Annotated in this window: 14 protein-coding genes; 11 read left to right on the top strand and 3 right to left on the bottom strand. The window is 70.7% G+C overall.

All coding sequences use genetic code 11. The annotated features are described in order from the left end of the window. The first annotated feature begins 20 nt into the window (after window positions 1-20). The 3 genes from AB7F93_RS02665 to AB7F93_RS02675 all read left to right on the top strand — a co-directional run bounded on the left by AB7F93_RS02665 (window position 21) and on the right by AB7F93_RS02675 (window position 3,556). Window positions 21-1,115: a glycosyltransferase family 4 protein gene (locus AB7F93_RS02665; RefSeq protein ID WP_428301336.1), complete on the top strand. Its 1,095-nt coding sequence runs from the start codon at window positions 21-23 to the stop codon at window positions 1,113-1,115. Between the two features lie 89 nt (window positions 1,116-1,204). Further along, entirely contained in the window at window positions 1,205-2,323 is a 1,119-nt protein-coding gene (locus tag AB7F93_RS02670) for an O-antigen ligase family protein (protein WP_428301337.1), read from the top strand. Between the two features lie 78 nt (window positions 2,324-2,401). Further along, window positions 2,402-3,556 carry an inositol-3-phosphate synthase gene (locus AB7F93_RS02675; RefSeq protein ID WP_428301338.1) on the top strand — a complete coding sequence of 385 codons (1,155 nt, stop codon included), beginning with the start codon at window positions 2,402-2,404 and terminating at the stop codon, window positions 3,554-3,556. Between the two features lie 15 nt (window positions 3,557-3,571). On the opposite strand, the gene AB7F93_RS02680 is transcribed toward AB7F93_RS02675, so the two are convergent. Further along, window positions 3,572-3,964 (bottom strand): Rid family hydrolase, encoded by a 393-nt coding sequence (locus AB7F93_RS02680; RefSeq protein ID WP_428301339.1) that lies wholly within the window; start codon window positions 3,962-3,964, stop codon window positions 3,572-3,574. Between the two features lie 29 nt (window positions 3,965-3,993). After that, window positions 3,994-5,103 carry an alanine racemase gene (alr, locus tag AB7F93_RS02685; RefSeq protein ID WP_428301340.1) on the bottom strand — a complete coding sequence of 370 codons (1,110 nt, stop codon included), beginning with the start codon at window positions 5,101-5,103 and terminating at the stop codon, window positions 3,994-3,996. A 71-nt stretch (window positions 5,104-5,174) separates the two neighbouring features. Here alr and AB7F93_RS02690 point away from each other — a divergent pair, with 71 nt between their 5' ends. From AB7F93_RS02690 to AB7F93_RS02725, 8 genes are all read left to right on the top strand, one after another. Next, complete coding sequence (locus AB7F93_RS02690; protein ID WP_428301341.1) at window positions 5,175-6,074, top strand: alpha/beta fold hydrolase; 900 nt, start codon at window positions 5,175-5,177, stop codon at window positions 6,072-6,074. Window positions 6,075-6,172: 98 nt separating this feature from the next. Next, on the top strand, window positions 6,173-6,565 hold the full coding sequence (locus AB7F93_RS02695; protein ID WP_428301342.1) for a VOC family protein: 393 nt from the start codon (window positions 6,173-6,175) through the stop codon (window positions 6,563-6,565). Then, on the top strand, window positions 6,562-7,206 hold the full coding sequence (locus tag AB7F93_RS02700; protein WP_428301343.1) for a sulfotransferase family protein: 645 nt from the start codon (window positions 6,562-6,564) through the stop codon (window positions 7,204-7,206). The genes AB7F93_RS02695 and AB7F93_RS02700 overlap by 4 nt, the downstream gene beginning before the upstream one ends. Window positions 7,207-7,209: 3 nt before the next feature. After that, complete coding sequence (locus tag AB7F93_RS02705) at window positions 7,210-7,563, top strand: arsenate reductase (RefSeq protein WP_428301344.1); 354 nt, start codon at window positions 7,210-7,212, stop codon at window positions 7,561-7,563. Beyond that, window positions 7,560-8,711, top strand: a complete 1,152-nt coding sequence (gene dapE, locus AB7F93_RS02710) for a succinyl-diaminopimelate desuccinylase (RefSeq protein WP_428301345.1) — start codon at window positions 7,560-7,562, stop codon at window positions 8,709-8,711. The genes AB7F93_RS02705 and dapE overlap by 4 nt, the downstream gene beginning before the upstream one ends. Next, complete coding sequence (locus AB7F93_RS02715; RefSeq protein ID WP_428301346.1) at window positions 8,708-10,048, top strand: L,D-transpeptidase family protein; 1,341 nt, start codon at window positions 8,708-8,710, stop codon at window positions 10,046-10,048. The genes dapE and AB7F93_RS02715 overlap by 4 nt, the downstream gene beginning before the upstream one ends. Before the next feature lie 47 nt (window positions 10,049-10,095). Then, a complete protein-coding gene (locus tag AB7F93_RS02720; protein ID WP_428301347.1) occupies window positions 10,096-11,019 on the top strand; it encodes a cupin domain-containing protein in 924 nt (307 codons plus the stop codon). A 25-nt stretch (window positions 11,020-11,044) separates the two neighbouring features. Beyond that, entirely contained in the window at window positions 11,045-12,298 is a 1,254-nt protein-coding gene (locus tag AB7F93_RS02725) for an aromatic ring-hydroxylating dioxygenase subunit alpha (RefSeq protein ID WP_428301348.1), read from the top strand. A gap of 31 nt (window positions 12,299-12,329) precedes the next feature. On the opposite strand, the gene AB7F93_RS02730 is transcribed toward AB7F93_RS02725, so the two are convergent. Beyond that, entirely contained in the window at window positions 12,330-12,866 is a 537-nt protein-coding gene (locus AB7F93_RS02730; protein ID WP_428301349.1) for a hypothetical protein, read from the bottom strand. Between the last annotated feature and the right edge of the window lie 43 nt (window positions 12,867-12,909).

Raw genomic sequence — 12,909 nt, forward strand, 5'->3', positions numbered from 1 at the left:
CCACCGGCGGACCGGTGCGCGTGCTGCACCTGTACCCCAACACGTCGTCTCTGCGCGAACTGTTCGTCCTGTACGCGCGGGCACTCGACGAGCCGCCGTTCGAGAGCCGCGCGGTCTTCCTGTGCGGCGCGCCCGACCCCGATCTGGCGCGGCAACTGGCCGGCCATGCGGTGTTTCTGAACCTGCCACCGAGTTCGCTGGAAGGCCTGCGCCTGCCGGCGCTGTGGCGCCTGTGGCGCTGGTGCCGCACGCAGCCGCGTTTCGACCTTGTGGTGGCACATCGCTTCAAGGCGCTCACGCTGGCGTTGGCACTGCACCGGTTGGGCATGACGCGGCACGTGTTTGGCGTGGTGCATGAGATCGGGCAGTTCGAAGGTCACCGGCGACGGACTATCGAGCGCGCTGTGCGGGCTCCATTGACCCTGATCGGCGTTTCTGATGCGGTCGGTGCCGACCTGTCGCGGCGCTTCCCGGCATTCGCGGGCCGACGCATCGAGGCGCTCCCGAATGCCGTATCCGACCCGCCGCCCGCCGATCGGGCGCAGGCCCTCGCGGCGCTCGATCTTGACCCACAGCGGTTCTGGCTCGGTTCGGTCGGGCGCCTGGTGCGGGTCAAGGGCTACGACGTGTTGCTGCGTGCCTTTGCCCCGTTGGCTCGCGAGATATCGCGCCTCGGCCTGGCGCTGATCGGCAGTGGGCCCGAGGAACAGAGCCTGCGAGCCCTGTCCCGTGAGCTTGGCGTCGAGGCACAGGTTGCGTTCTGCGGCTGGCGCCCGGATGCGCGCGCCATGCTGGTTGCGTTCGATGTTTGCGTGTTCCCGTCGCGAAACGAAGCGTTCGGGCTTGCCATCGCGGAGGCAATGGCTGCTGGCCGGCCGGTGATCGCCTCGGCCGTCGGTGGCATTCCGGAGGTCGTTGGCGACCAGGCGCTGCTGGTGCCGGCGGACGATGTCGGGGCGCTGGGCGACGCGATGCGCCGGATGGTCGAAGACGCCGACCTGCGCCAGACGATGGGGGCCGCGCTGCACGCCCGCTGGCAGTCGCAGTTTTCGGCGCAGCAGTTGGTGCAGCGCCTGCAGGCCCGGGTGCGCGCGGCAACCGGCACGTCGCCATGAACACTGTCGGCCGTTGGGCTGCGCTTCGAGCGCGCGGCCCACAGCAGCTTGCCGTCACCCTGGGGATGTTCCTGGCCGGCTTCTTTCTGATGCCGTCCAGCAAAGCGCTGAACAACGTCTACTACGCGCTGGTGCTGGCGCCGGCGCTGTTCCTGCTGCGCGGCGCCGACTGGCGCTGGCTGGCCGCAAGTCCCGTATGGCGCGCAGCGATGACCCTGCTTTGCTGGCTGACTGTGAGCGGGTTCTGGTCGGCCGATTTCACGCTGCGGGACTGGCTCGGCGAGGCCAAGAGCCTGCCTTATGTTGCCGTGTACCTCGCAGTGCTGGCCTGTGCCAGTGCACGACGGCCCGGGACTTTCGAGAAATGGCTGCGCGCCGCGGTGCTCGCCGCGGTGCTCGCCACCGTGTATTCCGCCGCGATGTTCTATGCGCATGCGCCGTGGCCCGCGCGACTGCAATTCGCCACCGCCGTCTACAACGCCAACGAAGCGGCCACGATGAACGGGACCGCGTTGCTGGCGCTGCTGTTTCACCTGCTGCCGGCCAGCCCGGAGCGCTGGCGGCGAGTCGCCTGGGTGGCGTGCGCCGGGGTGCTGCTCGGCGGCATCGCGCTGACCGGCAGTCGCACGCCCCTGGTTGCCACGCTGGTGTGCATCGGGCTCGGCCTGGTTCTGCGGCGGCAGTGGCGCCTGCTTGCCGTGTTCGGCGTCGGCATGGCTTTGATCGGCGGGCTGCTGGTTGACGGCGACGCCGCCCGTCAGGCGGTGGGCCGGGGTGATTCGTACCGCTTCGCCATCTGGCAAAACTATGCCGTGCGCATCGCCGAGGCCCCATGGCTCGGCGAAGGCCTGCTCACGGACGAGACCACGCGGGTCACGCCGGCGGGGCCGGCGGCGGAGTCGATAACCTTCCTGCACCCCCACAACGTGTATCTGGCCACGGGGCTGTACGGCGGCCTGCCGGCGCTCGCCATGCTGCTGGTGATGAGTGCTCTGGCGCTGCGTCAGGGCTGGCGCGGCGCGGCGCGCGGCGAGCCGGTGTGGCTGCTGGTGTTGCTGTTCGCCCTGCTGTGCATGCTGACCGACGGCGATCGGCTGCTGAACGCCCCGCGGGCGATCTGGTTCTATTTCTGGCTGCCCATCGGCGTGCTGATCGCACAGGAGGCCGCCGCCAGGCTTGGTCCCGCGACAGCGCATCGCACAGAATAGGTTTGCGTCAAGGCGGCATCGGCCGGCACCGGGCAAGGTGGTGCCTGCACTGCGTGACTTTCCCATGACGAGGCCCAGATGCGGGACAAGATCAGGATTGCGATCGTCGGCGTCGGGAATTGCGCCAGCTCCCTGCTGCAGGGCATCCGGTACTACCACGGGCGTGATCCCGAGGACGCCATCGGCCTGATGCACTGGGACATCGGCGGCTACGCGCCCGGCGACATCGAGGTCGTGGCGGCGTTCGACATCGACCGCCGCAAGGTGGGGCTCGACGTCGCCGACGCGATCTTCGCGCCGCCCAATTGCACCACCGTGTTCTGCCCGGACGTGCCGGCCACCGGCGTCAGCGTGCGCATGGGGCGCGTGCTGGACGGCTACGCCGAACACATGGCGGACTACCCGGACGCACGCACCTTCCTGCCGGCCGACGCGCCGCAGCCGGATCAGGCGCAGGTGGTGCGCGTGCTGCGGCAGGCGCGCGCCGAAATGGTTCTGAACTACCTGCCGGTCGGCTCCGAGCAGGCGACGCGTTTCTACGCCGAATGCGCGCTCGAAGCCGGTTGTGGCTTCGTCAACAACATGCCGGTGTTCATCGCGAGCGACCCCGCGTGGGCGCGGCGCTTCGAGGCGGCGGGCCTGCCGCTCATCGGCGACGACATCAAGGCACAGCTTGGCGCCACCATCACGCACCGGACGCTGACCGACCTGTGCCGCAAGCGCGGCGTGACCGTGGACCGCACCTACCAGCTCAACACCGGCGGCAATACCGATTTCCTGAACATGCTGAACAGGGCGCGCCTGAAATCCAAGAAACGCTCCAAGACCGAGGCCGTGCAGTCGGTCGCGGCGCAGCGCATCGCCGACGAGAACATCCACGTCGGCCCGTCCGACTACGTGCCGTGGCAGAACGACAACAAGGTGTGTTTCCTGCGCATCGAGGGGCGCATGTTCGGCGACGTGCCGTTCAACCTGGAGCTGCGGCTGTCGGTGGAGGACTCGCCGAACTCGGCCGGCGTCGCCATCGACATGATCCGCTGCTGCAAGCTGGCGCTGACCCGTGGCGAGGGCGGCGTGCTGTACGCGCCGTCGGCGTTCTTCTGCAAGCACCCGCCGGTGCAGCACACCGACGACGACGCCTGGCGGCTGACCGAGGCTTTCATCGACGGCACCTGCAAGGACAAGCACGCCGAACTGGCCGCCCAGCGCGGCGGCGGCAAGGCCGGGGCGTAGCCGCCGGCCGGCTGCTCAGGCGCCGTCGGCGATGATGGCGTCGGCCTCGATCTCGACCAGGATGTCCGGCTCGAACAGGGCATTCACCCCGATCAGGCTGCTGGCCGGCGGATGCTCGGCAAACGCCTCGCAGTGCGCGCGGGCCACCGCCTCCCACTCGCTCATGTCCACCACGAACACGCGCGTGCGGATCACGTCCGCGAGTCCGCCGCCGAGCGCGGCGAGCGCCGTTTGCAGGTTCTCGATGGCCTGCCGCGTCTGCGCGTACGCGCCGCCCGGCACGATGCGGCCGTCCACGTCACGTCCGGTGCTGCCGGAGACGGCCACGTGCGCACCGCGGCGCACCGCCTGACAGAACCCGAAGGCCTCCTCGCCGGCGCTGCCGATGGCGTAGCGACTCAGTTGCATGGCTTCCTCTTGCAGGTTTTGGTGGTCGGTTACCGGCCGGGCGCGTCATGGTAGCGCCGTCGACTCAGCCGCCCGAGGTGCGTCAGCAGCTCGTAGCCGATGGTGCCGGCGGCCGCCGCGAGTGCGTCCACGTCATACCCGGCGCCCAGCAACTCGACTGTGTCGCCCGGTTGTGGTGTGCCGGCCGGCAGCGCGCTCACGTCCAGCATCAACAGATCCATCGACAGGCGGCCGATCAGCGGCACGCGCTGACCGTCGACGACCGCCGCGGCGTGGTTGCTGGCGGCGCGCGGGTAGCCATCGGCATAACCGCAGGCGACGGTGGCGATACGGCCGGGCGCCGTCATGCGGTAGCTCGCGCCGTAACCGACGCTGGTGTCCTCGCGGATATCGCGCACCTGCAGCACCGGCGCCGTCAGCCGCACCACCGGGCGCAGGGGGTTCGGGCTGTGGGGTTGCGGGTTCAGGCCGTACAGGCCGGCGCCCGGGCGGATCAGGTCGAAGCGCCAGTCCGGGCCGAGCAGCGCGCCCGAGGAGTTGGCAAGACTCGCCCGCGGCCGGCCGAGCGCCTGCCAGGCACCGGCGAAGCGGTCCAGTTGTTGGCGATTGAGCGGGTGGGCGGGATCTTCCGCGCAGGCAAGGTGCGACAGCAGCAGCGCGATGGCGCCCGGCTGGCGCCAGCGCGCGCCGAGTGCCGACAGGTCGCCGATGTCGAGGCCAAGACGCGTCATGCCGCTGTCGATCTGCAGCGCCGCCGGCGCGCCCGGCGGAAAATCGGCCTCGAAGGTGGCCACCTGCGACGGATCGTTCAGCACCGGCACAAGATGCGCGGCGCGCAGGGTGGGCAGCTCCGGTGGCAGGTAGCCGTTAAGAACGTAGATCACGGCCTGCGGCAACACGGCGCGCAGTGCCGCGCCCTCGCCGACACTGGCGACGAAGAACTCGCGACATCCGGCCTGCCACAGCGTGCTCGCCACCGGCGTGAGGCCCAGGCCGTAGGCGTCCGCCTTGACGCAGGCGGCGCAGATCGCACCCTCGGCTGCGCGCACGAACCAGCGGTAATTGGCGGCCACGGCGCCGAGGTCGACATCGAGCGTCGCGGCGCGCAGGAGTGGTTCGGCGGGGAACGTAGAATCCATGGCGCAGGGCCGGCGGGGCGGTGGCGCATTTTGCCACCGCGGCCAGCCGGCCCGACGCCCGCTCACTGCCGATGAACGCCCCCACCGAGCCCGCACTTCGCATCGACTGGCTCACCGCCGACGACGGCGCGCGCCTGCGCCTTGGACACTGGCGGCCGCCGACGCCGCGCGGGCGCGTGCTGCTGCTGCAGGGGCTGTCGGAGTTTCTTGAGAAGTACACCGAAGTCGCCGCCGGCCTTGCCGCGCGCGGGTTCGAGGTGTGGAGCTTCGACTGGCGCGGCCAGGGGCACTCTTCGACCGGTGAAGAAGCCACTGCGGACGTTTTCGAGCGCCACCTCAACGATCTCGACGCGGTGTTCGCCGCCCTGCCGCGCGGCGAGCCACCGCGCCTGCTGGCGCATTCCATGGGCGCGCACCTGGCGCTGCGTTACCTGCACCGGCATCCACGGGCGGCGAACCGGGCGCTGCTGTGCGCGCCGATGATCGGCATCCGCACCGGGCGTTGGCCGTTGTGGCTGGCGCGCCGCCTGGCGCGGCTGATGATTGCCCTGGGTCACGGGCGCCGCTGGCTGCCGGGCCGGCGCCGCTACACGCCACTCACGATCCCGTTCGCCGTCAACCCGCTCACCTCCGACCGCGACCACTATGAGCGCCTGCGCCAGCGTATCGAGCAGGATCCCGGGCTCGCCTTCGGCCGCGTGGACTGGTACTGGCTGGCGGCCGCCTTTCGCTCGCTGGACCGCCTGCTTCTGCCCGGCGTGGCGGAGGCGATCGACACACCGATCCGCGTGCTGCTGGCCGGTCAGGACCGGATCGTGGACAGCCGCGCGGCGGTGGCCTTCGCACGGCGACTGCCGGCCGCAGACGTGAGTTGCATCGCCGGCGCCCGGCACGAGTTGCTGCAGGAGGCGCCCGCCATCCAGGCGCAGGTGTGGGACGCCATCGAGCAGGCATTGATCGGCCCGCGCTGAACGAGCAGCGCGCCGTGGCCGGGCGGGCGCCCGTCACGGGCCGCACAAAGGGGGTGCGATACTCTGCGGCCCTCAGCCGACCGATGGAGGAGCTCGGCATGCTGAAACGACTCGACCACGTCGAACTCATTCCCAGCGATTTCGAGCGCAGCCTCGACTTCTACACCCGCGTGCTCGGCGGAAGCCTCGCCCAGCGCTACGCCGTGGACGTCCCCGGCATCAGCGAAATCGCCTACATCAAGCTCGGCGACTCGGCCGTCGAGCTGATCCGCTCCCCGCAGGCGCAGGCACAGGCCCGCACCGGCGAGCGCATCGGCTACCGCCTGATGGCCTTCGAGGTCGGCGACATGCTGCAGACGCTGGCGGCGCTGTCCGCGCACGGCGTGACGCCAAGCTGGGGGCCGCTCGAAACGCCAGCCTTCATCCGCACCGAGATCAACGACCCGGACGGCAACGCCATCGAACTGCGCGAGTGGAGGCAGAGGCCATGAGCGACATGCCGCAGCTCGCGGTGCTCGGCGTCGGCCTTGGCCGCACCGGCACCGCCAGCCTCAAGCTGGCTCTGGAGCAGCTCGGCTTCGGGCCCTGCCACCACATGCTGGAGCTGTTCTCGCGGCCGGGCGATGCCGAGCGCTGGCAGGCCCGCGCGCGCGGCGAGCCGGTCGGCTGGGACGCGCTGCTGGGCGGCTTTCGGTCCACCGTGGACTGGCCGTCGGTGTGGTTCTGGCGCGAGCTGGTGCGGGATTTTCCGGACGCGAAAGTGATCCTCACCGTGCGCGATCCGGAGCGCTGGTACGACAGCATCAGCAACACCATCTTCAAGGCGCTGGAGCAACCGCTGCCGGAGAACGACCTCGCCGCCCGCGGCCAGCGCATCATGGCCAAGGACATCATCGTCGAGCGGCATTTCGACAACCGGCCGCACGACAAGGCGCACGTGCTCGCGCGCTATGCCGAGCACAATGCCGAGGTGCAGCGCAGCGTGCCGGCCGCCCGCCTGCTGACCTACGACGTGGCGGACGGCTGGGCGCCGCTGTGCGCGTTCCTCGGCGTGCCGGTGCCGGATGCGGCCTTCCCGACCGTCAACCGGCGTGACGATTTCCAGCATGGCCCGGGCCGCCAGCGCGACTGACGCATGACCCTGTACGGCATCCCGAACTGCGACACGGTGAAGAAATCCCGCGCCTGGTTCGCCGCGCGCGGCGTGGACATCGCCTTTCACGACCTGCGCCGCGACGGCGTCGACGCTGAGCGCCTGACCCGCTGGCTGCATGCCCTCGGCGCCGCGCGCTTGCTGAACCGCAGCGGCACCACCTGGCGCAAGCTCGACGCCGACCAGCAGCGCGCGGCGGACGACGAGGCAACGCTGATCCCGCTGCTCCTGGCGCAGCCGACGCTGATCCGCCGCCCGGTGGTGGAGATCGGCGGCGCGGTCACGGCCGGTTTCGTGCCAGACGTGTGGCAAACGCTGCTTGGGGATGCCGCATGAGCGCGGCGCTCGACCTTGCCCGCGCGCTGATCCGCCGGCCCTCGCTCACGCCGGACGACGCCGGCTGCCAGGCGCTGCTCGGCGAGCGACTGGCGGCACTCGGCTTTGCGCTGGAGCCGATGCGGTTTGGCGACGTGGACAACCTGTGGGCGCGGCGCGGCGCGGCCGGGCCGCTGTTCGTGTTCGCCGGGCACACGGACGTGGTGCCGATCGGCGACCGCAACGCCTGGAGCTGCGACCCGTTCGCCGCCGAAGTGCGCGATGGCCTGCTGATCGGCCGCGGCGCGGCGGACATGAAGGGCGCACTCGCCGCCATGGTGGTGGCGGTTGAGCGGTTTCTCGCCGCCTGCCCGGAGCCGGCCGGCTCGATCGGCTTTCTCGTCACCAGCGACGAGGAAGGCGACGCCGTGGACGGGACTGTGAAGGTCATGGATGCGCTCGGCGCGCGTAATGAACGCATCGACTGGTGCCTGGTCGGCGAGCCCTCCAGCGACCAGCGCCTGGGCGACGTGCTGCGCATCGGCCGGCGCGGCTCGCTCACGGCGCGCGTGCGGGTAGTTGGCGTTCAAGGCCATGTCGCCTACCCCGAGCGTGCTCTGAACCCCATCCACGCCTTCGCGCCCACACTCGCCGCGCTGTGTGCGCAGGACTGGGGCGGTGACGGGGCGACCTTCCCGGACGGGGCATTCCCGCCCGTGAGCTTCCAGATCTCCAACATCCACGGCGGCACCGGCGCCGGCAATGTCATTCCCGGCGAGCTCGTCATCGACTGCAACTTCCGCTTTCCGCCGCGGCCGGGTGCGGAGGCGCTGAAAGCGCGCTTCGAGGCCATCCTGGCCGCCGGTGGCGCGCGCTGCGAGGTGCAGTGGACGCTCGGCGCGCAGCCGTTTCTCACCCACGGCGGGCGCCTGGTGGACCAGGTCCGCGGCGCGCTCGGCGCGGTGCTGGGCGTGGAGCCCGCGCTGTCCACGGGCGGCGGCACGTCGGACGGGCGCTTCATCGCACCGACCGGCGCCGAGGTGGTGGAACTCGGCCTTCGCAACGCCAGCATCCACAAGATCGACGAGTGCACGCCGGCGGCCGAGATCGACCAGCTCGCCGACGTGTACGAGGCGCTGCTGCACCGCCTGCTGGGGCGTGGCGCGTGAAGGGGCTCGCCGCCTTCGCCCGTGCGTTCGGTCTTGGGCTGTTGCTGGTCACGCTCGCCGGCTGCGCCGGCTGGGGTCGCGAGCGCCCACGGCTCGCCCCGGCCCCGCCGCCGCCCGAGCCGTTTGCACTCAACACCTTCGAGCTGGGCAACGACACGGACGTGGTCGGCCGCCTGCGCTACACGACCATCCAGGGCGAGGAAACCCTGCTCGACATCGCCCGCGCCTACGACCTCGGCTACGACGAGATCCTGGCGGCCAATCCCGGCGTTGATCCGTGGACGCCGCCGGTCGGCCAGCGCGTGCTGCTGCCGATGGCGCACGTGCTGCCGGATGCACCGCGCGAGGGGCTGGTGATCAATCTCGCGGCAAGACGCCTTTACTACTTTCCACCCGCCGCGAATGACCAACCGCGTACGGTGGTGACGCACCCCATCGGCATCGGCCGCGAGGGCTGGGCGACGCCGCTCGGCGAAACGAAGGTGGCCAGGAAGCACGCCGCCCCGGCGTGGACTGTGCCCGCGTCCATCCGCCGCGAGCACGCCGCCAAGGGCGACCCGCTGCCGGCCGTGGTGCCGCCCGGGCCGGACAATCCGCTCGGCACGCACGCGCTGCGTCTGGGGTGGAGCAGCATCCTCATCCACGGCACCAGCAAGCCCGCCGGCATCGGCATGCGCGTGTCGCACGGCTGCATGCAGCTGTACCCGGAGGACATCGCGCCGCTGTTCGACGCCGTGCCGGTGGGCACGCCGGTGACGGTGGTCGATCAGCCCTACCTGGTGGGGCGCAGCCGCGAGGGACTGGTGCTCGAAGCACACACCGCCGTGAAGCCCCAGCCCGCCGCGCAGCAGGAACGCGCTGTCACCCGCGCCATCGAGGCCGCCATCGCCCGCCATCAATTGCAGGACGCCGCATTGGTCGATCTCGACCGCGCGCAGTCGGCGGCCGGCCAACACCGCGGCTACCCGCTGCCGATCGAAGCCGGTGCGCCGGCGCCGGACGCCTACCTCGCCGCGCTGCCGGCGGCACCGCTGTTGCCGAGCCCGCACGTGGCGCCGCAGGGCGCAGGCGACTGGTACGTGGATCTTGGCCACTTCAAGTCCGAGAACAACGCCCGCCGCCTGGTGGGCATGCTCACCCACCAGGGCCCGCCAATCCCGGCCCGGCGCATCGAACGCGACGGTCAGTATCAGGTGCTGGCGGGGCCGTACCCCTCGCGCGCCGCGGCGACCGCCACCGCCAGGCGAATCGCGAGCGATCTTGGCGAGGACGGCACCCCGGTACGCCTGCCCAAGACCGTGGCCAGCATCGAGGCACCGCCTGGCGTCGTGCGCTGAGCGCGGGCCGGCAGAATCACCAAAACACTGCGCAGGAGGAGACAACCATGAGCCACGCCATCGATTACCGCCACGCCGCGCCTGCTCCGGCGGGCACACCCGCTGCCTCCCGCGCGCTGTACCTGACCGAGCGCGACTTCATGGGCGCGGCGCTGCCGAAGCCCATCGAGAAGGTGCTGCCACCGGCCGTGATGGCGCCACAGGACGGGCCGATCGATCTTTCCGCCGAACTTGGCCTGCCGTACCCGGCGACGCTGCCGGCCATGCTGGCCGGCACGCACGCCGTGAAAGCCGGCGCCAGCGTGCCGGTCGGCGACGCCGCGGGCGGCGTCATCGTGCTGGTGCTGGAAGGCGCGGGCGAGTTCCGCGTCGGTGGCGAGACGGCGACGGTGGCGGCGGGCGACATCCTCGCCGTGCCGGGCAGCGTCGGCGCCACGGCCCACGGCGGCGCCGAGGGTCTGCGCTTTTACTACGTGGACGACAGCCCCATGGCGCGCTACATGGGCTGGCAGGTGCGGCCGACGCCGCGCATCGCCTTCACGCACTGGCCGGCGGCGCTGCTGGCGGCCAAGCTGGAAGAAACAAAGGCCCAGGGCATTACCGCCTCCGGCGTGTTCCTGGCGCACACCGGCATCGAGCGCGAGAAGCTCGCGACGCCGAACCTGTTCGCGCACCTGAACCGCCTCGCGCCCGGCGCCGCCAACACCGTGCACGGCCACGCCGCGGCGGCCATCACCTACGTGATCGAGGGCAACGAGGCGAGCTACTCGCTGCTCGGGCAGACGCTCCGGGACGGCGCCATCGTGGACCCGGTGCGCGTCGACTGGCGGCCGGGGCAGGTATCGCTGACGCCACCGAACCTCTGGCACGGCCACTTCAACGACGGCAAGACCGACATCCTGACGCTGGTGGTGCAGCTGTCCGGCCTGTACTACAACGACCGCACCATGAATTTCCGCTTCGCGGCCTGAGCGCCGCCCCGACCCGGAGGTCGCCATGAACGCACCGCTCACCCCGCCCGCCGTGGATCTCGTCTGGCCGACTGAAGGCTTCACCCGCGTGCCGTACCGCGTGTACCAGGATCCGGCCATCTACGCGCTGGAACAGGAGCGCATCTTCCGCGGCCGCACCTGGAACTACGTGGCACTGACCGCGGAACTGCCGAACGCCGGCGACTACAAGACCACCTTTGTCGGCGACACGCCGGTGATCGTGACGCGCGACGGCGACGGCGCCTTCCACGTGCTGGTGAACCGCTGCGCGCACCGCGGCGCGCTGGTGTGCCGCGACTTGCGCGGCAACGCGGACACGCTGACCTGCGTTTATCACCAGTGGGCGTACGACGCCAAGGGCGACCTGATTGGCGTGCCGTTCCGCAAGGGTCTTGGCGGCAAGGGCGGCTACCCGGCCGATTTCGACATGAAGCAGCACGGGCTGCGCAAGCTGAACGTCGAGGTGTTCGGCGACTGCATCTTCGCGAGCTTCGCCGACGACATGCCGTCGGTCGAGGACTACTTCGGCGCGCGCATGGCGGACTACCACCGGCGCATGTTCAACCGGCCGGTCGAGGTGCTGGGCTACCACCGCCAGTTCGTGCACAGCAACTGGAAGCTGTACGCCGACAACACGCACGACCCCTATCACGCGAGCCTGCTGCACCTGTTCCACGCCACCTTCGGCCTGTACCGGGCGTCACAAATCTGCGGCACCGAGATGGGCGGCTACGAGGGCATGCACAACTGCATCCACTCGCGCGCCGGCAGCGACGAGGGCCGCATCGAGGGCTACAAGAAGGAAGGCGGGCGCTCCTACCAGGAGAACTACGCGCTGGCCGACCCGAGCGTGCTCAAGGGCTGGCCGGAGTTCGCCGACGGCGACACGCTGTGCATCCACGTGATCTTCCCGAACCTGGTCGCGCAGCAGATCGCCAACACACTCGCCACGCGGCAGATCGTCACCCACGGCCCAAACGCCTTCGAACTGGTGTGGACCTACTTCGGCTACGTGGACGACACGCCCGCCGAGCGCGCCATGCGCGTGAAGCAGATCAACCTGATCGGCCCGGCCGGGTTGATCTCGATGGAAGACGGCGACGTGTGCGAGCTGGTGCAGAACGCCATCGTGCGCGACGGCGACGCGGCGTCGATCGTCGAGATGGGCGGGCGCGACATCGCCGACATCGACAGCACGCTGACCGAGGTCGGCATGCGCGGCTTCTGGAAGGGCTACCGCAAGATCATGGGGGTGTGACCGCCACCGGCCCCGCGGCGTGCGGGGCCAGTCAGCTACTCAGGCGCGCCGTGTACTCCAGCACCCGCTCGAAGGCGTAGGCCTGCTCGGCGCCGCTGTCCGGGTCCCACAGGCTGCGGCCGGGGCGGGCCATCAAGTCGCCACCGTACACGTGCAGGCCGCCGTTGAGGTCCCCGCGCGGGTTGGCCACGGCGTGGATCAGCTCCGGGTCCATGATGAACACGTCGCCGGCGCGCAGACTCTTCAGGCCATCGTCTGCGAGTCCGTCGGCGTCGCGCCGGTACAGGTGGTTGTCCTCCTGCCCGGCGTAGATGCCGATCACGCCCCACATGCGGTGGTTGTGGATCGGGCTGCGGCTGCCGGGGGCGCTGATCACGTGCGCCACGGTGAGCGCGTCCGACCGGTACAGCGGCACCACGCCCGGCTTGTCGGCGCCCGCGGCGAAGGCGTCCGCCAGCGCCTGCGGTTCACGCAGCGCGTCGGTCAGCAGGGCGGCGATAGTGGCGGCCGGGTTGGCGTCGTGCAACGCGTCCTGGCAGGCGGCGACAAAACGGTCGGGGTCGAACATGGTTGTTTCTCCTCGCAGTGACGGCCGGGCGGCGACCCGCGCC

It is taken from the genome of Immundisolibacter sp. (assembly GCF_050250495.1).
In the GTDB taxonomy this organism is placed as follows: Bacteria; Pseudomonadota; Gammaproteobacteria; order Immundisolibacterales; family Immundisolibacteraceae; genus Immundisolibacter.